The sequence below is a fragment of the Pseudomonas sp. LBUM1646 genome (assembly GCF_059716165.1).
Genome location: NZ_CP166810.1, coordinates 4,194,528 through 4,217,017, shown reverse-complemented (window position 1 = coordinate 4,217,017; position 22,490 = coordinate 4,194,528). Strand labels below are relative to the sequence as shown.

Below are 22,490 nucleotides of genomic sequence, written 5' to 3'. Positions count from 1 at the left end.
TCAAAAGTATGACGGGTAAAAGTTTGTAGGCAGTTTCATACAAAGTTTCAGGTATTTAGGTCCGCAATCTCACAAGGCGGCGGGTTGTTTCCCTGATCCATGATGTTGCAATCGGGTTTCGATCCTCTTGTCAGATTCGTTATGCGCAGTGGCTGGCGAGGACGGTAGCGTTTCCACTGCTTTCAAGGAGATACACATGTTGATGGACCTTGCCGCAATGCTTTCGCCGCAGAATCGGCGCCTGTTCAAGTTCACGAACCTTGCCAATCCCGACCAGCAATTATTGCTTGAGTCCTTCAAGGGAACTGAAGGTCTGTCACGTGCCTACAACTTCGAATTGCTGCTGGTGTGCCAGGATTCGGAGGTTGAGCTGAAGTCGATGATGGGCCAGCACGTGGTGCTGGAGATCGAGCTGGCCGAGGCGGGCCCACGGTATCTGGCGGGTTACCTGACACGCTTCGCCAGTATCGGCAGCGACGGCGGCATGGCCCGTTACACCGCGACGCTGAACCCCTGGTTCTCGATGCTGAAAAACCGTTTCGACACCCGCATCTTCCAGAGCTGCACCGTCGAAGACGTTGTGACTCAGGTGTTCGCCTTATGCTCCTCGTTTTCCCGACATGAATTCCGCCTGAGCAAGCCGCTCAAACGCTACACGTACATCACCCAATACCGCGAAACCGACTTCAACTTCGTCCAGCGCCTGCTGGAAGAAGAGGGGATGTTCTACTACTTCGAGCACACTGCCGAAGGCCACACCATGATCATCTGCGACGACTCCACCACGCTGGTGCCGTTGCCTGAGCAGCCACAGATTCGCTATCACACTGCTTCGGTCACCGAGACCGCGGACTCCATTACCCAATGGAGCGGCAACCGCCAATTGCAGTCCGGCAAGATCGCTGTCCAGACCTTCGATTACCGTCAGCCGACCAATCGCTTGCCGGTCACCATGAAGAGCCTGAACAAGCAGGGTGATGTCGAAGATTTCGAGATCTACGACTTCCCCGGCCAGTACACCCACGGCACCTACGACGAAGGGGAGGCGCTGGTCCGGTTGCGCGTTGAAGCGCTGGAGCTGAAAGGCAAAAGCTTTCAGGGCGCGAGTAACTGCCGCGCGATGAAACCCGGCTACACCTTCGAACTGCTGCAGCATTACGACCACGATCAAGGCTCGCCCGACGATCGCCAGTTCCTGTTGATGAGCGTCGAAAGCGAAGGCCACAACAACTACCTCAACGGGTACCAGGCGAGTTACTACAACACCTTCTCCTGCGTGCGCAAAAAGATCGTATTTCGCCCCCAACTGACCACACCGCGCCCGACCATTTCCGGCCCGCAAACCGCCATCGTTGTCGGCCCGCCGGGCGAGGAAATCTTCACCGACGAACTAGGCCGCGTGAAAGTACAGTTCCACTGGGACCGCAAAGGCGAGCACAACGACAAGAGTTCGTGCTGGGTCCGCGTGGCCCAATCCGGAGCCAGCGGCGGCTTCGGCAGCATTCTCATTCCCCGGGTCGGCGATGAAGTTGTCGTGGTCTTTCTGGACGGCAACCCCGACCGACCGCTGATCATGGGCAGCCTCTACAACAGCCAGAACACGCCGCCGTGATCGCTGCCGGCGAACAAGACGCAGAGCGGATTTTTGACGCGGTCGATGAAGGGCAAAGGTGGCAACGCCAACTTCTTCCGCTTTGAAGACAAGGCGGGTGCCGAACAGGTAGTCATCCACGCCGAACGCAATATGGACACCGAGATCGAGGCGAATGAGACCCACAAAGTCGGAGGGGATCGTGAGATCAAAGTGGAAGGCAAGCATTCGGAAACAATCAAGCTAGAGACCAGTATTGCTGTTGAGGACGGGTCGTATTACGTCACTGTCGATAAGGGCGAAGTAAAGATCAAAGCCGCGACTTCAATCACTCTGGAAGTTGGCGCTAGCAAGCTGGTCATGAATCAGGACGGGACCATTACCTTGTCCGGTCTCGTGGTTGATGTGGAAGGTAAAACCATCATCAATCTTAATAAATCAAGCTGACGGATAAGGAATGCCGCATGCGAACCAGTATTTACGATCGAATTTCCGAAAAACGCATTCTTGAGGAACAACGTCTCGAAAAGGAACGCTTGAAGCAAGAGGCACTCGACGTGCCGCCACCGCCTCCCGAGCGCTTCCATACCAATGAACTGAGTTTTGTCCGTCCAGCCCAGCTTAAAGACAAGACCTTCCATGTGTTCACCATGACTGATATCGGGCCAAGCCCTTTTTCATTCGTGGTTGGCCGTTCGACGATAGAAGACGGTGCGGATCTTGAAACCCTGGCTCAGCAGTTATTGGGTGAGCTGAAAAAATCCTTGTCGCATCTCGAATGGGTTGAACCTGCCACCCCTGTTCAGGTGGCTGGATTGGATGCTCGTCGAGTAGAGTTTCGCTGGAGACAGCAAGGGCAACCGGTCCATCAATTGCAGTTGATATTCATCCATCAGGACGAACATCAGCAAGGACTGCTCATGCAAATCACCGGTACTAGTAACAACCCCAAAGGAATGACGCCTGAAGAGCGAAAAGCCTTCGATTCGCTGGTTGAAAGTCTCGAATTGCGCAACGCGCCTGGCGCTGATGGCGACGCCAAAGAGAATGCTCCGGCATGAGTCAGGCGGCTGCTCGCTTCAATGATCCTATCGAGCACTCCAGTGCATTGGGAGGTTTGTTAGCAGGCCTTGCGATTGGTGCTGGCGCTGTGCTGATTGGCATTGCCGTAGTCGGAACCGGTGGTCTTGGCGCGATTGCGTTGGGTGCCATGGTTGGAGCCGGCGCTGCAACAGGTGCCGGCATTGGTCAATTGCTCGGCAGTCTATCTTTTGCCACTCACGACGCAGGTCAGATAAAAAGCGGTTCGGGAGACGTTTTTATAAACGGGAGAGCCGCAGCGAGAGCTCACGTTGATACCGCGATGTGTACTCAACATGGCCCGGCGCCCCAGATCTTGGCTCAGGGTAGTGACTCGGTTTATATCAACGGCCAGCCTGCTGCGCGCGTTGGAGATAAAACCGTCTGTGACGGCAAGATTAGTGCAGGTTCTAGTAACGTTTTTATTGGCGGCGGGACTGAGACCACGGATGCAATTGACCCAGAAGTTCCCGAGTGGCTAGAAAGAGCGGTGCTCGTCGTCGGTTTGGCCAGTGCTTTTGTGTTGGCAAGCCCGGTAATCGTCATCGCAGCCCTTGCTGGTGGTATTGCAGGCGGGTTAGCGGGGAACTGGGCTGGTGGTGAACTTTTTGGTCAAGGCTCCGATGGACAGAAGCTTATGGCTTTTGGTGGGGCGTTGTTGGGGGGCGGGCTTGGGGCTAAGGGTGGTAAGTGGTTTGATGCTCGGTATGAATTTAAGACTCAGGGTCTGGGATCTAATCTCGGGAACTTAAGAGTTGTACCTCGCGATCCAAAAAGTAGCTATGTTGGCAAACTGCGTGGAGAGGAATATAAGCTCCCAAGCGTCAAGAGTGAAAGTTTTCTATATGTAAAGCGCTCCTCTAGTGAGTTGAAAACTCTAAGAAATGAGTTTAATAGTACTGGGAGATCAAGTTTTCTGAAGGGTTTGTCAGACACGCCAGAGAACGTCCATACCTTACAAAAATCCGGCTTTACCGATATCGAGATTGCTAAAATTCAAAACGGGAAGCTGCCCAATAAAGAATGGGAGGTCCACCATATTAAACCTTTGGATGATGGCGGGACTAACGCTCCTGATAATCTAACTCTTATAAAAAATGAACCCTATCATAAAGTCATTACTAATGCTCAGCGGTCTGCAACTAAAGGTATGGTCTCCGGTGATAGCAAAATTGTAGAGTGGCCTATGATTGATACTAAAATCTATCCTCCTCCAGGAATGTAAAGATGAATCCTGAAATTGAAAATAAGATTATGGGGCTGCGGCGGCAGCTTGATGAGGCGGACATGTTTCTTGGCGAGCCCGCACGGGATGAAGATATAATAGGCCTTGTTTCAGAAGCTAAGGATACGCTTTTTCAAAGTGTGCCTGAGCAATATCTAGAATTTTTGAAAGCACATGACGGGTTGGTTTCTAGCGGTGTTTTTATATATTCGAGTCGGCCACATAAGTATTCGGATAGCGATGGTTTTAGTCACGCCTTTATAGAGCAAAATTTAATTGCTCGAGATCTTGAGTTCATGGAAGCGTTCTTGATTTTTGGCGAAAGTGACCAAGATGAGTATGTTTTGGATATTGCAAATAATAGTTATCAAGTTAGAGACAAACAAGCTATTGATAACGTTTTTGAGGAGTTTGATACGTTTGATGGTTTGTTGGGGTTCATGCTTGATTTGATAATTGAGCGAGCTTGAGGTTTCAGGATTTCTCAATAGGTAATGCTAGATAGTTAAAGGGGCTCAAGCAGTGGCGGGATCGGGAATATGCCTACGATGCTTGGGGCAACCTGATAGAAAAGCGCAGCGGCATGAGCAAGCTGCAGACGCTCAGTTATGACTGTGAGAATCGGCTGGTTGAGGCTGAGACGTTGGTCAACGGCAAGCTGGAAAGTAGTGGCGCTTATCGTTACGACAGCCTGGGGCGTCGTGTGGCCAAGGTGTCAGCGGTCAACGGCGTCACCGAACAGAAGCATTTTCTGTGGCAAGGCTTGCGCATGTTGCGCGAGGAAACACCGGGGCAGAGCAGCCTCTACATCTACGAGCCGGGTAGTTAGCCAGGTGCTGAATGGATAGCCAGCCCAAGCCTCGGTAGTCGCGCAATTCCTCGTCGTTGAGCTTAATCAGACATTCGTAACTCACAAAAGACGCCTCGCAGTTGACGAGGACATAGATTGAGCCATCTCCTGCGCGAAGAAGCTGCCAGTAGTCGTCCGTTGTGTGATATGTCGCAGGCGCGAGCTGAACCAGATCCATGTTTGATTTTGGTACGTTACCTTTCAGTTTCTAACCATAACATGACTGCGAGCGCACGATTCTCGAATGCCCGCTATTGGCCGACTTCTGCCTGTCGCCACCCTCAGTTATGTGGCTTGGGCTGGCACCAATTAACATTGAGAGCGGTATGGAGTGATGATGTTAAATCCAGTCCGGGATACGACTACCGCCCCCTAATCTTTGAGGCTTCATTCGACACGAACCTGTTGGGTGATCCGCGGTAACCGAATGCGGTTTAATGCCCAGGCGGGTGAGCCAAGGGGAAGTACCCACTTACATCGACTTGACCGATACCACTTCCACAAACCTGGATTTTTTTCTGGCAGTCTTAGTAGCTTCTTGTTCTGCAACTAGGGAGCTCAGCGTATCGGCCTCATGTATCATCTCGTGCATCTCACCTTCAAATTCATTTCCCACACGGAGCGTGACTCTCAACCTAGGTGTGAAGCCTTTTGAGACTGACTTTTTCTTCGCTGCCTTCACCGGTTGCACGATCACAACATCCGGGACTGTGTCCTGCACGTCAGAGTGAATTGCCGGCGCAGAGGGCTCAGGATCACCGAATAGCGCCCGGCGCATCTCATCTTCCATCAATTCTGTATTCATGCCATTTCTCAGAAGGGTGTTATCTATAACCTGATCGATTCTATCAGGATGACCAGACTCTGTTGTAAAGCGTCGCTGGGGTGAGTGTAGTGGTCTAATGAAACCGGACACCCATTTAGGTGAGAATGCTCGCCAGATCGAGGTGTCAAATGACCAAACAACGCCGTTCCTTTTCTGCTGAATTCAAACGCGAGGCTGCCGACCTCGTGCTCAAACAAAACTACAGCTACATCGAAGCCAGCCGTTCACTCGGCGTCGGCGAGTCGGCCCTGCGCCGCTGGGTTGATCAGGTTCAGCAGGAGCGCCAAGGCGTCACTCCGCAGAGCAAAGCGCTGACCCCGGAACAGCAGAAAATCCAGGAGCTGGAAGCCCGGATCGCCCGCCTTGAACGGGAAAAATCGATATTAAAAAAGGCTACCGCGCTCTTGATGTCGGAAGATCACGAGCGTACGCGCTGATCAATCAGCTGAGCGTCCATGAGCCGATTGATTGGCTGTGCAAGGTGTTTGAAGTCACCCGTTCGTGCTACTACGCCCAGCACCTTAGGCGCCGAACGCCTGATGTCGAACGGCTTCGGTTGCGCAGCCGGGTGAGCGAGCTGTTCTCGCAAAGTCGCAGTGCTGCGGGCAGCCGCAGCATCCTGTCGCTGATGCGTGACGACGGTGAGCAGCTCGGTCGATTCAAAGTGCGCAGCCTGATGCGTGAGCTTGACCTCGTCAGTAAACAGCCCGGATCACATGCCTATAAACGAGCGACGGTTGAACGGTTGGATATCCCGAACATCTTGAATCGGGAGTTCGATGTTCCGGCACCCAACCAGGTGTGGTGCGGCGACATCACCTACATCTGGGCCCAGGGGAAATGGCATTACCTGGCTGTCGTGCTGGATCTTTGCACGCGCCGGGTGGTGGGCTGGGCGTTGTCGGAAAAGCCGGACGCCGATCTGGTTATCAAGGCGCTGGATATGGCTTACGAGCAGCGCGGAAGACCTCAGGGCCTGCTGTTTCACTCGGATCAAGGGTCGCAGTATGCGAGTCGTTTATTTCGCCAGCGGCTGTGGCGTTATCGCATGCGCCAGAGCATGAGTCGCCGGGGGAATTGCTGGGACAACGCGCCAATGGAGCGCGTGTTCCGCAGCTTGAAAACGGAATGGATACCGACCACGGGTTACCGAACGGCTCAAGAAGCCCAGCGCGATATCAGCCATTTCTTGATGCATCGGTACAACTGGGTTCGACCCCATCAATTCAATGGTGGGCTGGCGCCAGCTCGGGCCGAAGAAAAACTTAACGTCGTGTCCGGGATTAGTTGACCACTACAGAGACCTCAAGTGGTAAGGGCCAGCAGATACCGGCGAGTGTCAGCGTTTCCATCTGCCGCCTATCATTGCGAGCAGCTGTCGACCCATAACAGCCGGCCATTTAGGGGGGCTATCCACGGATGTCCGGCATAAAAACCCTTCTCTATAAGCACGTTTGTTCAGTACCGCGCTGCCCCTTTAATGTAGCGCCTCTTCTTCTAGGTAGTTACCAAGACATTCAACAAAAGCCAGAAGTTTGCGTGTGTGGCGTCTGTGTGCCGGATAGATCACATGGACTGTAGAACCGAATCGCTCCGGGTCCGGGTCTATATCGGGGAGCAGCTGCACAAGTTCGCCACGCCGTAAATAGGGTGCAGCACTCCACTGTGGACAAAATTGCAATCCCTGCCCATCCAGCAGCGCATTAAACAGAAGATCATAGTTATCGCTAGACAGGCGAGGCACAGGCTGCAATATGCGCCGGCGCTCGCCTTCATGGGTCAACCACCAGTAATGCGGGTTAAGTGCAGGGTGTCGATAGATCAACCAGTCATGTTGATCAAACGTTTGCGGTAGGACTTCTAGAGGCTTGCGCTCTAGATAGCGTGGGCTGGCGCAAAGTCGGATACGGTTGACGGTCAGTGGTCGGGCAATCAGATCCGGCCCCACAGGTCCGTCACGCACAGCAAGATCGTAGCTGCCCTCTAACAGGTCAACGAACTCTTCGGTGAGAATTACCTCAAGACGCATCTGGGGGTATCTATCAAGAAAGCGACAGCACACCGCATTCAGAAACGCTGGAGCGTAGGACGGTGGCGCCGCCACTCGCAAGGTGCCACACATCTCCTGCTGGAGTTGGGCAAGATCTTCCCGAGCTTGCTGTAGCTGAATCAGCACCTGTCGAGCGCTTGCCAGATAGATCTGCCCGGCCTCGGTCAGGGCAATTCGGCGGGTAGAGCGCTCAAAAAGACGTGTGCCCAATTCCGTCTCAAGGTGGGTTACCGCCCGGGTCAGAGCCGACGTGGTTTTGCCTAAGTAGGAAGCCGCGCGCGTAAAACTGCCTTGATCTGCCGTGGCGACGAACATAGTGATAGCGCCGAGCTGGTCCATTCGCTTTTACCTTTCTGGAAAGTATGTCTTTCGAGGTTTAGGTATTCTTAACATCGCCTCCTTTGGATAGTCTCCCGAACACCCTAATAATAAAAGGTGTTCAGGCAATGAAGAAGGTTCTCGGGACGACACTGGCAATTGCTGTCTCTTTTGCATCAATGGAAAGCATGGCGGCTGTCGACTTGCTCTTGTACAACGCAAAGGTATTCACCGCCGAGCCGGGTCAGCCGCTGCAACAAGCGGTCGCGGTCGCCGATGGCCGTATCCTCAAGGTCGGGAGTGATGTCGAGATTCTTTCGCTCAAAGATGCCATGACCCAAGTGGTGGATTTGAAGGGTAAGGTCGTCATGCCAGGCTTCATAGACAGCCACAGCCATGCCATTTTTGGCGGCATGAAACTCAAGGCAGCCGACCTTGAAGGACAAATGCTGCCCTTCGACGAACTGGAACAGCGCTTGCGCGCCTGGCGAGATAATGGCAAGGCAAAACACGGCGATATGCTCAGTATCAATGGTTTCCCCTCCACCTACTGGAGTGAAGTCGCTCAATTTGAGAAACAATTCAATCACGGTGAATGGGCTGAAACCCCTATTGCGTTTATCGGCTGGGATTATCACACCGGCTGGGCCAACAAGGCGATGCTCAAGCGCGCCGGTATCGATGCCGAACGGGTCAAGTCGCTGAAAGGCGAAGCCGTGGCGACCATCGGTCATCATGAGGACAGCACCCCCAATGGCTTCGTGGCAGATGCGGGTTTGGCGGCAGTGATGTCGCAACTGCCGTCACCGACCTTTGATCAGTTGATGTCAGCCGGACGTGCCGCGCGTGATCTGAACCACAGCCTTGGGATCACCGCGCTGATGGACCCCGCGGCCAATGCCATGCCAGCCGATGGGCTGTTCGACTTCAAGCCCACAGCACAGACGTTGGGGGTCTTGCCTATCTACAAAGCGTTATCGGAAAAAGGTGAGCTTCAATTGCGGGTAGCCGCGCTGATGGTTGCCAATCCGAAAAGCGCGCCTGCGGATCTGGACGTCCTGGATCAGGTCAGGAAGCAGTTCCTTGGCGTCGAAAATCTCAGCCTGCCGGGCATCAAGATCTTTGCCGATGGCGTTGCTGAGTTTCCTGCACAAACCGCATCGTTGCTCACCCCCTACAAGAATTCAAAGAAAGGCGGGGAGTTGTTGATCGATCCGGCTCATTTCGGTGAACTGGTCAGCGCCGCGGATGCCCGTGGCTGGCTGGTGCATGTCCATGCGATCGGCGACCGGGCGGTACGCGAAGCGCTCAATGGGATCGAGCAGGCACGGCGTGACAGGCAGAGTGGCGTGACGCATTCGATCACCCATTTGCAGATGGTCAATCCCAAGGAGTTCGCCCGCTTCAAGCCCTTGAATGTCATTGCTTCCATGCAGCTGTACTGGGCCTCGGCGGATGAGACGAGCATCGATTTGCTCAAACCCTACATCAGCGCCATGCAGTTCCAGTTCATGTACCCGGCGCGCTCATTGCTGAAAAACGGTGCGACCATTGCCGGTGCGAGCGACTGGCCGGTCAGCACGCCGAATCCGTGGAAAGCCATCGGCCAGGCGATCAGCCGCAAAGGCCCAAAAGGCATTCTTAATAAAGAAGAGGACATTGATCGGGAAACGATGTTCTACGCCTACACCCGCAACGCCGCTCGGGCGATTGGCCTGGAGAAAGAGATTGGCTCTCTCACCGCGGGCAAACAGGCCGACCTGATCATCCTCGACCGCGATGTGTTCAGCGTGCCCGATGAGCAATTGGCTGACACGCAAGTGCTCAAGACCTACTTTTCCGGGCGCGAAGTCTACAGCCACCCGTAACCGCCCAACGTATGCCTGACCTGTGCCCTTCGGGGCACGGGAAGAACGAAGTCTTGCCTGCCAATAATAATAAACAGGATTCGACCTATGCATCGCCTTGCCCTTACGACCGTTGTCTGTTGCACGCTTATGCCTTTTGCTGCCTGGGCTGTGCCGCTGACTGACGACCTGCAACTGGAGCTCAAGCCGCAGGTGGTCAGCGATTACCGCAGCCGCGGATTGTCCATGACACTCGGAGACCCCGCTGCGCAGTTGGAAGCCACCTTGATACACAGCAGCGGTGCCTATGCGGGCGTATGGACTTCAAACGTCGACTTTGGGATGAACCTGAAAACGCGGCTGGAACAAGATTACTACGCAGGCTTTTTCATTCCATTCAATGACGATGTCAGCCTGGATGTGGGATATCTCAAGTACACCTATGCCAAGGAAGCACAGTTCAACATGAGTGAGGTCTACGCCATTGTCAAAGCCTATGGCTTCAAGTTCGGCAGTTATTACTCCAGCGACTTGAAGAACTTTGTAGGGAAAGACCAGGACACGCTCTACACCTACTTGGGGTACAGCCATGAAATTGTGGATCAGGTCGGTCTGGAGGTCCGCTATGGCCGTTTCGACTTCAAGGATGATGTGTTTTTGTCAAACAGTGGCAAGGCTCGAGGTGATTATCACGAATGGGAAGCCAAGCTTACCCGCAGCGTATTTGGGGTCGACTGGGGCCTTAGCTACGTCGACACGGATCTTTCCAAGAGCGAGTGCGCGAGTTACTACGGTTACACCGATGTGTGCACGGCGACTGTAGTGGTCAGTGCCAGCAAGACGTTTTGATCAAACCTTCAGTTAAGAAACTTGCAACTCTTTAAAAAATAAGGCGGGAGATTTCGATGTACTTGACCCAAGGGTTGCATCGCCATATGCAACAGCGTCCCGAAACACCGGCCATTCGTTACCAAGGTCGTAGTCTGAGCTTTGCTCAGTTGGGCCAACGAGTTGCCCGTCTGGCCGGCGCACTAAAAGGCCTGGGCGTGACCAGCGGCGAGCGGGTGGCGATGCTTTCGCTGAACTCGCAGCGGTACATCGAATATTGTCTGGCGGTCCCTTGGGCCGATGCCGTGCTCAACCCGGTTAACATCCGTTGGAGCGCTGCGGAGATCGTCTATTCATTGGACGATTCTGAAACCTGTGTACTGATCGTCGACGATAGTTTCCTGGATCTGGCAGGAAAAATCAGCGCTGCTGCGAAAACCCTGCGCCTGATGATTTATGCCGGCGACGGCGAAACTCCGCCGGGCATGCTCAACTACGAAATGCTGATCACCCAGTACGAGCCGGTCGAAGATGCCCTTCGTGGTGGCGATTCTCTGCTGGGCGTCTTTTATACCGGTGGAACCACGGGCTTCCCCAAAGGGGTAATGCTCAGTCATAACAATCTCGTGTTATCAGCCCTGGCCACTTTCGACCAGACAGGGATCGGACCTGAGACCATCTTCTTGCATGCCATGCCGATGTTCCATATAGCCGATCTGTCGGCAATGGTCTCACTGTTCATTAGCGGCGGTACGCATGTGGTGTTACCGACCTTCAAACCGCAGGAGGTACTTGAATGCATCGGTCTGGAACGGATCAGCAATACCAGGCTGGCGCCGACCATGCTGCAGATGCTCCTCGATTGGCGCGAAGTCAATCCCGCTGCGGCCAAACTTGATCTGAGCGCGCTAAGGAAAATCACTTATGGCGCTTCGGCAATCTCCCCGGCACTGCTCGACCAAGCCCGCCAGTCCTTTTCGGCAGCCGACTTCATCCAGGGCTACGGCATGACCGAACTGTCTCCCTTCGCATGCATCCTCAATGCCGAGTATCACTGCGAGGAGCATCAGCGCAGCGGCAAGATGTACTCGGCAGGGGTGCCGGTCAACTGCGTTGAAATCCGTATCGTTGATGCCGAAGATCGGGAGGTGCCGCGTGGGTCCGTTGGGGAAATCATCGTACGCGGGCCGAATGTCATGCTCGGTTACTGGAACAACGTACAAGCCACTGCCGAAGCGTTGCGTAACGGCTGGATGCACACCGGCGATGGTGGCTACATGGACGAAGATGGCTTCGTTTTTATCTGCGATCGGCTGAAGGACATGATTGTGAGTGGCGGGGAGAACATTTATACCGCCGAGGTCGAAAACGCCATCGTCAGGCTTCCGGCTGTTAGCCAGGTTGCAGTTATCGGTATTCCCAGCGATAAATGGGGCGAGACGGTGCACGCAGTGATCGTTTGCAACCCTAGCGCACGTATCTCCGAACAAGAAGTTATCGCCCACTGCCGCGAATCCATTGCCGGTTACAAAGTTCCGCGTAGTGTTGAGTTCCGGGACTCGTTGCCATTATCCAGTGTCGGGAAAGTGTTGAAGACGGAACTGCGCAAGCTGTTCTGGGAGAACCGCGCTCGTCAAATTGCCTAGAACGCCGGTGCGCAATGAAGCAATTGGCTACTTGAACCGCGATAAATTGCATTGGCAGTAACACTGACGAAGTGCTGATTCAGAAGACTTGTTCGACTTGGCATTATCTGCACCCTGGATAGGGTGCAGATCTTCAGGCGACACGCGGCCATAGCTAGCGAAGGCTCTCCTATGGCTTTTTCGGCTTGGCTGCAATTGAAGTGGGAAAAGTTGCTTTAGGTCGTGAAAAATTTTGGTATTTAACGTGCAACAACGAAAGCATCCCTGGAAGGCATCAGTTATTCAGGGGCACTCCTTGAACCTGATATCCGCAAATAATCAGGCAGAATTGTTGTTGTCGACAGACTGCTTTTGGCCGTTTTCTGCCTTTGGCCAACGGCAGCTTTGGGTCGGTTGCCGCCCTTCGCGACCGGCAGGAAACGACCCTTAGCTGCCGCTCATGAAGTCGTGTCCCAATAGAAATGGATGTACTCGTCTTCATACTCCGCGAACAGCGAAACGATGAACTCCGTCTTCATTGAGTACATCAATAACGCTCCGACGAAACCGGTCGTCTCATGCAGCGGTTGTTTGAGCGGAGCGATCAATTCAAACGCCTGATCCGCAACCATCTGATTGAAAACAGCTTCCGAGACTTCCTCAAACTGAGCGTCAGAAACGTAGCCTGGGAAATAACTTTCTCCTCCAGGCCGCCAATCCATCCATTCCGCGTGAAGCCAGAAGTTTAATCCGTTTTCGCCTTGCCGTTTGGGCGCGCGGGTTATCCTGATGATCTCCTGAGAGGCAGAGCATCGAAAGGCGATTGCTGGATAGGTGACGTAATAAAGACCGGGACAATCATTGTGCGCTGTCCAAAAAGTCAGTTGCTCACTGGAGAGTTGATCAAAGTCGCTTCTGTCGAACATGGAAGAACCTAAGGTCCGCTAATGGGCAAGAGCGCCCGATAGTAGCAAAATGCTTTCAATTGTGTTTTTCGGGAACCGTTCGCTTTTGGCCGTTCGTGGCCAGTCACCAAAAGCTGCTTTTGATCCCGAATTGCCACGACGCGTTTTGATTGACCCTACGACTCACCCTCGACTTCATTTTTATGGATGTTGTCGTACAACGGCTTTGACCATATCTCCTCTTCCCTCCGCACCCTAAAATCTAAAGCTCGCAGCCCTGCACCCAACTCCCTCTATGAAAAACCGGATCTCAATAGACAGACCGTGTCATGACGAACGGCCATCTTTCAGATTGACAGCCGGGTATCGGGCTCGATATAAAAGGCACAGTTGTACGACGACAGACGATAGATCGACTGTTGAAACCTAAAAATAAAAAATGAGTGTCGGCCCCATCATGAATCCAACCTGCGTACTCGCCTCTCCGAATGCATCTTCCCGTGGTTCGATCTCGGCTGCATGCTTTCATGCCCAGTCGGCCCTTTTAAACGCCTCATAGCACCTTGCTACCGGTCCAACTCCTGCCGCCGGGCATGGAGAACGTCCACTCTCGTCATGGCGGCGAGAGCTCATCACCCTAATCCAATAATAAAGTGATGCTATGAATCTGAACGAGCCCATCAATGCGCAACGTGTCGGCCAGGCCGTAGGCAAATACCGCTGGACGATCTGCGCGCTGTTGTTTTTCGCTACAACCGTCAATTACCTCGACCGCCAGGTGCTCAGCCTGTTGGCGCCGGACCTGTCGACGCAATTTGGCTGGAGCAACACTGACTACGCCAACATCGCTTCGGTTTTCCAGTTTGTGTACGCGATTTCCATGCTGTTTGCCGGTCGCTTCGTCGACAAGATCGGCACCAAGAAAGCCTATGTGGTGGCGATTTGCATCTGGTCGACCGGCGCGATGATGCACGCGTTTTCGGTGCCGATGGGCGAGGGGATCGCCGCGGTTAGCAGCGCGTTCGGCTTGGCCGTCATCCCGGTTTCGATCGCCGGCTTCATGCTGTCGCGCGCTGTGCTGGCGGTCGGTGAAGCGGGTAACTTCCCGATCGCGATCAAGGCCACCGCTGAGTACTTCCCGAAGAAGGAACGCTCCTTCGCCACCGGCATTTTCAACTCCGGCGCCAACGTCGGCGCGATCCTGGCACCGATTTGCGTACCGCTGATTGCCGGCCTCTGGGGCTGGGAAGCGGCGTTCATCGTGATCGGTATGTTGGGCTTCGTTTGGGTGGCCGTTTGGATTGCCTTGTACGAAAAACCGGAGAAGCAAAAACGTCTGTCGCCTGAGGAACTGGCCTACATTCGCAGCGATGAAACGGTGGAAGTGATCGCCCCGCCGGTCGCGGGTGAGGTCGCTAAAAAGGTCTCGTGGTTCAAGTTGCTGACCTATCGCCAGACCTGGGCCTTTGCCTTCGGCAAATTCATGACTGACGGCGTGTGGTGGTTCTTCCTGTTCTGGCTGCCGACCTACCTGTCCGCGCAATACGGCATGAAAGGCCAAGCCATCGTGTTGCCGCTGGCCGTGCTCTACAGCATGACCATGGTCGGCAGCATCGGCGGCGGCTGGTTCCCGAGCTACTTCATGGCCCGCGGCGACAAGCCGTATGACGGTCGCATGAAAGCCATGCTGGTGATCGCGCTGTTCCCGCTGCTGGTACTGCTGGCGCAGCCATTGGGCTACATCAGCTTCTGGGTGCCGGTCATCTTGATTGGTATTGGCGCGTCGGCGCACCAGGCGTGGTCGTGCAATATCTTCACCACCGTGTCCGACATGTTCCCGAAAAAGACCGTGGCTTCGGTGGTCGGCATTGGCGGCATGGCCGGTGGTTTGGGCGGTGTGGTGATGACCAAGATCGGTGGTTGGGTGTTCGACTACTACAAATCGATTAACGATATTCACACCGGCTACATGATCATGTTTGCCATCTGTGCGCTGGCCTATCTGGTGGCGTGGAGCGTGATGAAAATGCTGGTGCCGCGCCACAAGGAAATCACTGATCTGTAAACGCAATTTCCCGTACAAAAAAGGTGACAGATCTATTTTCCGAGAAAATAGATCTGTTGCCTTTTTCTGTTTAAGGCGCGCGTTTAAGGACACTCGGTGTTACGTCATAAGAGGCTACAACGCCTTGCGCCGTTACCTACGCGTACGCCAGAATCCGCCGGCTTGTGCGCTTTGGGCCTGGGCTCTATCGTTTCCCTGCCACTGCTCATCAGTGGTCGGGTTTAGTAGCCCGTGGCAATTCAGGCTGCACGTGCATCCGTCGGACAGGATTTTCATATCTGTGCTTGATGGTGGCTGTACGTAGGGCGCCCTCGGGCGCGCCGGCTTGCTGAGTTCCCCGGTCTACTAACCTGCGTACAGCTGCCACCCTCTTTGTTTAGTAGCAGGAGGGGATTGGCACTCAATTTGAGAACTCTGCTTATGTTCAAGGTAACTCCCAACCCCCCGAATATCGATCCGGTACCCTACGACGCCTCTTTTGATCTTGATCCTAAGAAAATGAAATTGGCGGCCGACCGCGCGCTCAACTTCTACCTCAACCCGGGGGCGCTGAAAGAGCCGATACCGCCCCGCAAATCCAGCAGCATTTACACCATCGGCACAGCGGTGGATGACGAAACGTTGCTCGTCGATGCCAGCGAATCGTTGGCATCAGCCCGCGAGATGGTCAACGACCTCGTTGACCTGGCGGATGGCCCGCGACGCTACACGATGCTGGTGCTGCAACGGGTAATCATGTTGGGTGAGTTAGCGGTCAATCGCGTACTGGATAACCACAAGCCTGGGTAGTCGCCAGGCGTTTCCCCTGTAGGAGCGAAGCTTGCTCGCGAAGGCGAGCGGATCTGGCACACCGCGTTATCGTTCATCGCGAGCAAGCTTTGCTCCTACGGTGCAGGCATGCCTGATACACCGCGTTATCGTTTTTCGCGGGCAATTCGGATCGCCGCATCGCTCGCTCCTACAGATCGCTTTAATGGCATACAAGGAGTACGTCATGGAGAAAAGAGTAAGAGTCGCCAATCAGGCCGATATCAGTGCCATCTTTGATATTCGAACCAGCGTCAAAGAAAACCACCTTTCCCTCGATCAGCTCACGGAAATGGGGATTACCCCCGAAACTATACGGCAGGCGATTTCAGAGGCTCCATGCATCTGGATCGCAGAGGTCGATGGTGTCCCGGCAGGGTTTTCCATGGCTGACGTTGAGGAAGGATGTGTGTTTGCCGCGTTCGTTCGACCGGAATTCGAGGGCGACGGCTTAGGCCGCAGCCTGATGGAGAAAGCCGAGGCTTTCCTGTTCCAGCATCATCAGACGATATGGCTGGAAACCGCGGATGCAAGCCGCGCCAGTGGCTTTTATCGAAACCTTGGCTGGCTGCCGGTAGAGCATTTACCGGAGGGGGATATTCGCTTTGAGAAGAAAAGGTGACGAAGAATAGGTGACAGGTTTATTTTTCGAGAAAATAGATCTGTCACCTTTTTCCTTGCCAGTCACACCTGAAACTTTCTCAGCGGCCCCACAGGGTAATCCAGCTGCTTCAGCGACAATTCAAACTCACTGAGAAAATCATTCAACCGAGACTTCTGAAGAGACAAAACAAAGCGAAACTGTGCACCGTCATTTCTCTCAATGACAACGCCGCGATCCCGCGCGCCTAGCCATCCGCCCTGAACATAACCGGAAATTTTTTTGATGTCCGATCGAGGTATCACGCCAGAAAAATGCTCTGAACTCATCTGCCTTTCGACAGTGACACCCGACGAATCAAAGCCCACGTGAAAACCGGTCTCGGCAGGACTTTCATTATCGACCTGAGCCTTACTCTCCGACCTTTCTACCAGTTTGATGGTCACGATCACGAACACGACAATCGCCACTACACCGAGTAACAAATAAGCAACAGGATCGGAAAATGAAGGCCTTCCAAACACATTCGCAAACACGACACCGAACACAATAACGGCGTACATCCAATTTGTACTCGCTTCCATAAACCTCCAGGCCTTACCGAACGGCTTGATATACGCCTCGTGAGGATGAACATAAATCGCCTGGATAATATTCGCCGTAATTACCACACTCACTCCTGCCACTCCCTTTTCTTAAAGTCCATTTCGGAACACATGGTAACCGTAAGCGGCTGGCGAAGTAATCTACCCGACCGGTAGATCAAGAGCGATAAGGCTTCCCGCGCAAGGTGTCGCAAGGGAGAGAGAAGTGGGCTATCAATATCCTGCGCCAAGGCCTCAGCTAGGGTTGGTTCATACCCTGTAAGCGATAACGCGGGAAAGAGTAATAACCCCACTCCCTGCTCGCGGGCGTGCTGCATAAATTCAATGTGTAACGTCAGGTTTGCACTGATATCGCCGGCCAGCCCGAACGGCGCACTGGGCTGCTGCAAAAACTGGTGCAGACATGGGTATCTCCAAAAAGAGCACAATCCTAACGTGGCCCCGCTTCGCACGCCGCAGCGCGCTCCATGGGGTAAAGCGCATGGCACATATACTTTTTCGCAGGAAGGCGTGTTGGCCAGACGGTTACCCCGATTGAAGCGCCGCCCAGTGCTTCATCTCTTCAGCAATGAAGTGGTTCACCAAATCGCTGTACATCTTTTCAATGGCATCCGGGCTCAGGCCTTCGGCCGCAGCCCACTCGCGACGTGTTTCCAGCATGGACTTGAATCGTTCCGGGGCGCGCACCGAAGTGGCCGAGGTCTTGAACTTCGACGCCGCCAGCACATAGTTAAAACGTTTCCCCAACAGTTTGATAACGGTTTGATCAAGGGCATCGATTTCGCGCCGGATGTCCTCCATATCGGCACACTCTGCGGGTTGCATCTGATTGATGACGTCCATGTAGGTATCTCCTTTTTCAGACCTGATCAGTCGCACAATGGCGAAGAGGGAAGGGCTTTTTATGCGGCTGGAGGTTAGCATGGTGCGATATCAGCGCACCTGTTCGCTAACAACATCGAGTGGCCCAGACCTTGATCGAACGACGCCAATTCAGCGGTGGCATGAAGGGGAAAAACCTTCGCTATCTGAATGAGCAACCCAGCGGGACCAGCCAACCGGTTCACGCCGGTTTTTTGCTGCTTGAGCATTTTTCGCTGCCGGCGTTTACCCAGGCGCTGGATACGATCATCACCGCGAATCTGCTACGACCGAAGCTGTTTGCTTCCCGAACATTCGGCTTGAACGAGGGGGAGGTCGTCAGCGATCTGGGCCTGGTCATTCGGCCCGATGCCCGTTTTGACAATGCCGCGATTCAAGACCTGGACCTGTTGGTCATTTGCGGCGGCTACCGCACAGAACTGAAAGCCAGTGATGAGCTGATCCACTTGCTGCGAACCGCGGCGGACCATGGCGTCATCCTGGCCGGATTATGGAATGGCGCATGGTTCCTCGGCGCCGCTGGCCTGCTCGACGGCTACCGCTGCGCCATTCACCCGGAGCATCGCCCCGCACTCGCAGAAATTGCCAAGGCTGCCCAGGTCACCAGCGAGCCCTTTGTGATTGATCGCGACCGGCTCACCGCGTCCAGCCCTTCCGGTGCCTTCCACATGGCGCTGGACTGGATCAAAGGCTTGCACGACAAAGCCCTGGTCGAAGGTATCGAGGACATTCTGGCGTTCGAGGAGTCGCGCTACCGGCGCATCAAACCGACGGAAAATATCTGCGTGAGCGCACCGTTGCGCGAGGTGGTGAAGCTGATGGATGCCAACCTCGAAGAACCGCTGGAGCTGGAGCAACTGGCGGTTTACGCCGGTCGTTCACGTCGCCAACTCGAGCGTCTGTTCAAAGAGCAATTGGGCACCACGCCGCAACGCTATTACATGGAATTGCGCATTACCGAGGCGCGCCGATTGCTCCAGCACACCGAACTGTCCCAAGTCGATGTGCTGGTGGCCTGCGGGTTTGTTTCGCCGAGCCATTTCAGCAAATGCTACAGCTCGTATTTCGGTTACAGGCCATCCAAGGAAACGCGGCTGGTCAAATAGGTACACCACCCTGCGTCAGGACGACTTTTCGGCAGTCCTCTTCTCGCTTGTCGAAAATCCGGTAGTCCTCAGCTGCCTGTTGTAGCGACATTCGATGGCTGTAGCCCTAACTACCGGTTAAACCGCTCAACCAGTGAATACTGGGTTTTAGCAGTCTGGGTCAGTTCCTTGCTCAACTCGGCCGAATGCCTGGCTTGTTCAGAGGTTTGATCCGCCAGCGTCGCGATGGTGGTGATGTTGCGGCTGATTTCTTCGGCCACCGCCGTTTGCTCTTCAGTCGCGGCGGCAATCTGGGTGGTCATGTCCGTGATGTTCGCCACGGCTTCACTGATACCGACCAACGCCTTGTCGGCCTCAAGCACCCACGCCACGCCTTCTTCGGCCTGTCGATGACCGCTCTCCATGGTCTTTACCGCATTGTTGGACGAGACCTGCAGCTTGGAAATCAGGCTATGAATCTGCGTCGTGGACTCCGTCGTGCGCTGTGCCAGCTGACGCACTTCATCGGCGACAACGGCGAAGCCTCGACCCATGTCACCCGCACGGGCGGCTTCAATGGCGGCGTTCAGCGCCAGCAGGTTGGTCTGATCGGCAATGCCTTTGATCACATCGACCACCGTGCCGATTTCATTGCTGTCCTTGGCCAGTTGCGCGACCGTCAGCCCGGTCTCACCAACCACCACGGAGAGGCGCTGAATGGCTTCGCGAGTGTCCCGGGCCACATCGCGTCCACGTCCGGTCAGCACATTGGCTTCCTGGGTGGCATCGGCGGTACGTTGCACATGGCTGGCGACTTCTTGCGTGGTGGCAGCCATCTGATTGACCGCTGTCGACACCTGCTCGGTCTCGACGCGTTGGCGGTCAAGTCCGCGAGAACTGTCGGCGGCGAGGCCATCGGATCTGCCGGCCAGGAGGGTCAATTGCTCAGCCGTATCCTGCAGCCGGGTGAGGCAGGTCTTGAGGCGAGAGGCCTGGCTCACGAAGGCCGTTTCAAGCCGAGCCTGAGGACCGCGTTCGTCGCTGTACATCTTGGCCAGCAACGCATCGGAGGTGGAGGATTCAGCCAGTGCCAACAGGTGCAACGCTCCGCGGTTTTGCCGACTCGACACCAACAGCCCGATCGGAATCGATACCCCGATCGCCAGCATGATGGCCTCCGGTGTGCCGAGGAAGACGCCGCCGAGGGTGCCCACCAGACCCATCGCCAAAACCGGCAGCCAGCCGAGCAGGGCGGGTTGCCATTGATCTCGGCTCGGGACGGCTGACTTACCGAGGCTGATGCGTTTATAGAGCGCTTCGGCGCGGCGAATCTGTTCGGCGGTCGGCTTGACCCTGACCGACTCGTAGCCCACCACCTGGCTACCTTCGAAAACGGGCGTGACGTAGGCGTTGACCCAGTAGTGGTCGCCATTTTTGGTGCGGTTCTTGACGATGCCCATCCACGGCTTGCCTTGCTTCAACGCCGCCCACATATGGGCAAATATCGCGGAGGGCACGTCGGGGTGACGAACGATGTTTTGCGGTGCACCGATCAAGTCTGTTTTGTTGAAACCGCTGATCTCGACGAAGGCGTCATTGCAGTACGTGATGACGCCTCGTGCATCCGTGGTAGAGATGAGTTTTTGTTGAGGTCCAAGGGCAACCTCGCGCTGCGTAACCGGTTGGTTGTTTCTCATCTGTATTGCTCCTATGCCCTAAGGTAGAGGCATCGGCTGCAATCAGTGAAAGGTTAACGAGTATTCTGGAAAGGACCTGCTGCGCGTCGGAAAGCCGGATTATGCGCCTGGGCTTGAGTCTCAATAGCGAGCGTTTGCACTGTCGCCAGCTTCGATCAGTGCAATTCAGGTCTCAGTTTTTTGGCTCGCCTCGATTCACCATCGCGCGCCATTCCTGAACGCTTGGTCGCTCTTGCATCCTGGCATGCCATTCACGCAAGGCTTCACATTCATCAGGGACGGGCAGTTTCACCAGCGAGGCGAAAATCATGCCGCCCAGCACTGCAATGTCGGCCATCGAAAATTCGGGGCCCGCCACAAAAGGCCGGTTTTCCAGGACGCTGTTGAAATAGTGCATCCCCCTTACGGCCTTTTCCCGCATCCGCTCACCCCACTCAGGATTCTGTGAAAGCTCGACGTCCGGCCCAAGCCCAGGCGTTCCATGATGGAAGTAGGTGCTGACAGCGTCCAGAAATTCAATTTCCGCACGCTTGGTCATCATATGGATGAGGCCTTTCTCGGTTGGCGTCTTACCGGTGAGCAGGGGGTTGCCATCCAGAACGTCCAGGTACTGAGTGATGGCGGTGCACTCGGCAATGAGCGTGCCGTCGCTCAGTTCCAGGACGGGAAGTGTTCCGGAGTAGTTGATGGCGAGAAACACAGGTTTCTTGTGCTCGCCCGTCCATAGATTGACCGGTACAAACTCGATCCGCGACAGCAGGCCTTTCTCTGCTAATGCAATACGGACCCGCGCCGGGTAGGGCCCGTCGTACCAGTCGTAAATTTTCATCATCGGGAGCTGGGATGCGTCGGAGTGTGGCTGCTGAAAAGTCATGATTTATTCGCCTGCCTGTCAAATGGTAGGTAGGAGATTGGGCGCTTGATTTGGCTTTGTCAACCACTACCTACCAGTTGGCAGGTAGCGAGCTATGCGAGTAACATCGGGCTGAACGACCTGCAAATCATAGAATCGAGGAATGAAAGCGTGAGCGAAAATGCCCGGGAAGCCATATTGGAAGCGGCTAAAGGCGCCGCTCAAACCCACGGCTACAGTGGGATCAATTTCCGCAGCATTGCGGATGCGGTGGGGATCAAGAACGCCAGCATCTATTACCATTTCTCGAGCAAGGCCGACCTCGGTGCCGCGGTAGCCAGACGCTACTGGGAGGACACTGCCAGTGTTCTGGAGGTCATGCGCGGAGAAAACCCCGATCCGATTCGCCGCCTGCTGGAGTACCCGAGCATCTTTCGACGGTCACTGGAGGAAGGGAACCGGTTGTGTTTGTCCAGCTTCATGGCAGCGGAGTATCAAGGCTTGCCCGAGGAGGTGAAGAGCGAAGTGCTGGCGTTTGTAGACATCAACGTGGCATGGCTGACGCAAGTACTCTCTGATATCGGTCTGGGAAGTGTCGACATGTGCGAGCGACGTGCCCGCGCCATTTACACCGCCGTTGCCGGCGCTCAATTGATTGCCCGAACTCGCTTCGATATCGGTTTGTTCGACGAACTGATTCAAAGCTATCAAGAGGCGGGACTCATTCCGACAGAACTCGCTTGATGCGTT

19 protein-coding genes and 4 pseudogenes are annotated in these 22,490 nt (G+C 54.7%); 14 read left to right on the top strand and 9 right to left on the bottom strand.

The features are described 5' to 3' along the window. The first annotated feature begins 196 nt into the window (after positions 1 to 196). The 5 genes and pseudogenes from ACA071_RS19245 to ACA071_RS19225 all read left to right on the top strand — a co-directional run. Positions 197 to 2,038, top strand: a pseudogene (locus ACA071_RS19245) (type VI secretion system Vgr family protein). A 17-nt stretch (positions 2,039 to 2,055) separates the two neighbouring features. Continuing rightward, positions 2,056 to 2,652 (top strand): DcrB-related protein, encoded by a 597-nt coding sequence (locus ACA071_RS19240; RefSeq protein ID WP_497640624.1) that lies wholly within the window; start codon positions 2,056 to 2,058, stop codon positions 2,650 to 2,652. Beyond that, positions 2,649 to 3,896 carry a PAAR domain-containing protein gene (locus tag ACA071_RS19235; protein ID WP_497640623.1) on the top strand — a complete coding sequence of 416 codons (1,248 nt, stop codon included), beginning with the start codon at positions 2,649 to 2,651 and terminating at the stop codon, positions 3,894 to 3,896. Before ACA071_RS19240 ends, ACA071_RS19235 begins: the two co-directional genes overlap by 4 nt. A 2-nt stretch (positions 3,897 to 3,898) precedes the next feature. Continuing rightward, positions 3,899 to 4,366, top strand: coding sequence for a YrhA family protein (locus ACA071_RS19230; protein ID WP_497640622.1), 468 nt, complete (start codon positions 3,899 to 3,901; stop codon positions 4,364 to 4,366). A 44-nt stretch (positions 4,367 to 4,410) separates the two neighbouring features. Beyond that, positions 4,411 to 4,722: pseudogene (locus ACA071_RS19225) on the top strand (RHS repeat domain-containing protein); the annotation flags it as partial. Positions 4,723 to 5,218: 496 nt separating this feature from the next. Here the strand turns inward: ACA071_RS19225 and ACA071_RS19220 are convergent. Continuing rightward, positions 5,219 to 5,551, bottom strand: a complete 333-nt coding sequence (locus tag ACA071_RS19220) for a hypothetical protein (RefSeq protein WP_497640621.1) — start codon at positions 5,549 to 5,551, stop codon at positions 5,219 to 5,221. Positions 5,552 to 5,700: 149 nt separating this feature from the next. Between ACA071_RS19220 and ACA071_RS19215 the strand changes: the two genes are divergently transcribed. Further along, a protein-coding gene (locus tag ACA071_RS19215) for an IS3 family transposase (protein ID WP_497303756.1) occupies positions 5,701 to 6,863 on the top strand; the annotation gives its coding sequence in 2 pieces (ribosomal slippage) (positions 5,701 to 5,956 and positions 5,956 to 6,863; 1,164 coding nt in all). A 186-nt stretch (positions 6,864 to 7,049) separates the two neighbouring features. Here ACA071_RS19215 and ACA071_RS19210 read toward each other — a convergent pair. Continuing rightward, positions 7,050 to 7,961 carry a LysR family transcriptional regulator gene (locus tag ACA071_RS19210; RefSeq protein ID WP_497640620.1) on the bottom strand — a complete coding sequence of 304 codons (912 nt, stop codon included), beginning with the start codon at positions 7,959 to 7,961 and terminating at the stop codon, positions 7,050 to 7,052. Between the two features lie 107 nt (positions 7,962 to 8,068). Between ACA071_RS19210 and ACA071_RS19205 the strand changes: the two genes are divergently transcribed. The 3 genes from ACA071_RS19205 (at position 8,069) to ACA071_RS19195 (ending at position 12,261) form a co-directional block, all read left to right on the top strand. Next, positions 8,069 to 9,808, top strand: a complete 1,740-nt coding sequence (locus ACA071_RS19205) for an amidohydrolase (RefSeq protein ID WP_497640619.1) — start codon at positions 8,069 to 8,071, stop codon at positions 9,806 to 9,808. Between the two features lie 87 nt (positions 9,809 to 9,895). Continuing rightward, complete coding sequence (locus ACA071_RS19200; protein WP_497640618.1) at positions 9,896 to 10,636, top strand: TorF family putative porin; 741 nt, start codon at positions 9,896 to 9,898, stop codon at positions 10,634 to 10,636. Positions 10,637 to 10,692: 56 nt separating this feature from the next. Then, complete coding sequence (locus ACA071_RS19195; protein ID WP_497640617.1) at positions 10,693 to 12,261, top strand: long-chain-fatty-acid--CoA ligase; 1,569 nt, start codon at positions 10,693 to 10,695, stop codon at positions 12,259 to 12,261. Positions 12,262 to 12,698: 437 nt separating this feature from the next. Here the strand turns inward: ACA071_RS19195 and ACA071_RS19190 are convergent, their stop codons facing one another. Continuing rightward, entirely contained in the window at positions 12,699 to 13,166 is a 468-nt protein-coding gene (locus ACA071_RS19190) for a hypothetical protein (RefSeq protein ID WP_201256752.1), read from the bottom strand. Between the two features lie 640 nt (positions 13,167 to 13,806). Here ACA071_RS19190 and ACA071_RS19185 point away from each other — a divergent pair. The 3 genes from ACA071_RS19185 to ACA071_RS19175 all read left to right on the top strand — a co-directional run bounded on the left by ACA071_RS19185 (position 13,807) and on the right by ACA071_RS19175 (position 16,639). Continuing rightward, positions 13,807 to 15,210 (top strand): MFS transporter, encoded by a 1,404-nt coding sequence (locus tag ACA071_RS19185; protein ID WP_497640616.1) that lies wholly within the window; start codon positions 13,807 to 13,809, stop codon positions 15,208 to 15,210. A gap of 420 nt (positions 15,211 to 15,630) precedes the next feature. Continuing rightward, positions 15,631 to 15,999, top strand: coding sequence for a DUF6124 family protein (locus ACA071_RS19180; protein WP_497640615.1), 369 nt, complete (start codon positions 15,631 to 15,633; stop codon positions 15,997 to 15,999). Between the two features lie 205 nt (positions 16,000 to 16,204). Next, positions 16,205 to 16,639 carry a GNAT family N-acetyltransferase gene (locus ACA071_RS19175; protein WP_497640614.1) on the top strand — a complete coding sequence of 145 codons (435 nt, stop codon included), beginning with the start codon at positions 16,205 to 16,207 and terminating at the stop codon, positions 16,637 to 16,639. 62 nt (positions 16,640 to 16,701) lie between these two features. Here ACA071_RS19175 and ACA071_RS19170 read toward each other — a convergent pair whose 3' ends face one another. The 3 genes from ACA071_RS19170 to ACA071_RS19160 all read right to left on the bottom strand — a co-directional run bounded on the left by ACA071_RS19170 (position 16,702) and on the right by ACA071_RS19160 (position 18,066). Beyond that, on the bottom strand, positions 16,702 to 17,295 hold the full coding sequence (locus ACA071_RS19170; RefSeq protein WP_497640612.1) for a hypothetical protein: 594 nt from the start codon (positions 17,293 to 17,295) through the stop codon (positions 16,702 to 16,704). Then, the gene (locus ACA071_RS19165) at positions 17,292 to 17,540 is read right to left on the bottom strand and encodes a hypothetical protein (protein WP_497645346.1); all 249 of its coding nucleotides are present in this window, start codon (positions 17,538 to 17,540) and stop codon (positions 17,292 to 17,294) included. Before ACA071_RS19165 ends, ACA071_RS19170 begins: the two co-directional genes overlap by 4 nt. A gap of 208 nt (positions 17,541 to 17,748) precedes the next feature. Then, positions 17,749 to 18,066: an isochorismate lyase gene (locus ACA071_RS19160; RefSeq protein WP_497640610.1), complete on the bottom strand. Its 318-nt coding sequence runs from the start codon at positions 18,064 to 18,066 to the stop codon at positions 17,749 to 17,751. A 131-nt stretch (positions 18,067 to 18,197) separates the two neighbouring features. Between ACA071_RS19160 and ACA071_RS19155 the strand changes: the two genes are divergently transcribed. After that, positions 18,198 to 19,211, top strand: a complete 1,014-nt coding sequence (locus ACA071_RS19155; RefSeq protein ID WP_497640609.1) for a GlxA family transcriptional regulator — start codon at positions 18,198 to 18,200, stop codon at positions 19,209 to 19,211. Between the two features lie 110 nt (positions 19,212 to 19,321). On the opposite strand, the pseudogene ACA071_RS19150 reads toward ACA071_RS19155, so the two are convergent. The 3 genes and pseudogenes from ACA071_RS19150 to ACA071_RS19140 all read right to left on the bottom strand — a co-directional run. Then, positions 19,322 to 20,308 (bottom strand): annotated as a pseudogene (locus tag ACA071_RS19150) (methyl-accepting chemotaxis protein); the annotation flags it as partial. Positions 20,309 to 20,614: 306 nt separating this feature from the next. Continuing rightward, positions 20,615 to 20,887: pseudogene (locus ACA071_RS19145) on the bottom strand (PAS domain-containing protein); the annotation flags it as partial. 172 nt (positions 20,888 to 21,059) lie between these two features. Further along, on the bottom strand, positions 21,060 to 21,761 hold the full coding sequence (locus ACA071_RS19140) for a glutathione S-transferase (protein WP_497640608.1): 702 nt from the start codon (positions 21,759 to 21,761) through the stop codon (positions 21,060 to 21,062). 150 nt (positions 21,762 to 21,911) lie between these two features. Between ACA071_RS19140 and ACA071_RS19135 the strand changes: the two genes are divergently transcribed. Beyond that, on the top strand, positions 21,912 to 22,484 hold the full coding sequence (locus ACA071_RS19135) for a TetR/AcrR family transcriptional regulator (RefSeq protein ID WP_497640607.1): 573 nt from the start codon (positions 21,912 to 21,914) through the stop codon (positions 22,482 to 22,484). The last annotated feature ends 6 nt before the right edge of the window (positions 22,485 to 22,490 follow it).

Excerpts from the sequence above, each read along its gene's own strand:
- ACA071_RS19210 (WP_497640620.1), bottom strand. The coding sequence starts at position 7,961 with ATGGACCAGCTCGGCGCTATCACTATGTTCGTCGCCACGGCAGATCAA.
- ACA071_RS19240 (WP_497640624.1), top strand. The coding sequence starts at position 2,056 with ATGCGAACCAGTATTTACGATCGAATTTCCGAAAAACGCATTCTTGAG.
- ACA071_RS19185 (WP_497640616.1), top strand. The coding sequence starts at position 13,807 with ATGAATCTGAACGAGCCCATCAATGCGCAACGTGTCGGCCAGGCCGTA.
- ACA071_RS19200 (WP_497640618.1), top strand. The coding sequence starts at position 9,896 with ATGCATCGCCTTGCCCTTACGACCGTTGTCTGTTGCACGCTTATGCCT.
- ACA071_RS19195 (WP_497640617.1), top strand. The coding sequence starts at position 10,693 with ATGTACTTGACCCAAGGGTTGCATCGCCATATGCAACAGCGTCCCGAA.
- ACA071_RS19140 (WP_497640608.1), bottom strand. The coding sequence starts at position 21,761 with ATGACTTTTCAGCAGCCACACTCCGACGCATCCCAGCTCCCGATGATG.
- ACA071_RS19235 (WP_497640623.1), top strand. The coding sequence starts at position 2,649 with ATGAGTCAGGCGGCTGCTCGCTTCAATGATCCTATCGAGCACTCCAGT.
- ACA071_RS19165 (WP_497645346.1), bottom strand. The coding sequence starts at position 17,540 with ATGCAGCACGCCCGCGAGCAGGGAGTGGGGTTATTACTCTTTCCCGCG.
- ACA071_RS19180 (WP_497640615.1), top strand. The coding sequence starts at position 15,631 with ATGTTCAAGGTAACTCCCAACCCCCCGAATATCGATCCGGTACCCTAC.
- ACA071_RS19160 (WP_497640610.1), bottom strand. The coding sequence starts at position 18,066 with ATGGACGTCATCAATCAGATGCAACCCGCAGAGTGTGCCGATATGGAG.
- ACA071_RS19190 (WP_201256752.1), bottom strand. The coding sequence starts at position 13,166 with ATGTTCGACAGAAGCGACTTTGATCAACTCTCCAGTGAGCAACTGACT.
- ACA071_RS19230 (WP_497640622.1), top strand. The coding sequence starts at position 3,899 with ATGAATCCTGAAATTGAAAATAAGATTATGGGGCTGCGGCGGCAGCTT.
- ACA071_RS19175 (WP_497640614.1), top strand. The coding sequence starts at position 16,205 with ATGGAGAAAAGAGTAAGAGTCGCCAATCAGGCCGATATCAGTGCCATC.
- ACA071_RS19205 (WP_497640619.1), top strand. The coding sequence starts at position 8,069 with ATGAAGAAGGTTCTCGGGACGACACTGGCAATTGCTGTCTCTTTTGCA.
- ACA071_RS19220 (WP_497640621.1), bottom strand. The coding sequence starts at position 5,551 with ATGAATACAGAATTGATGGAAGATGAGATGCGCCGGGCGCTATTCGGT.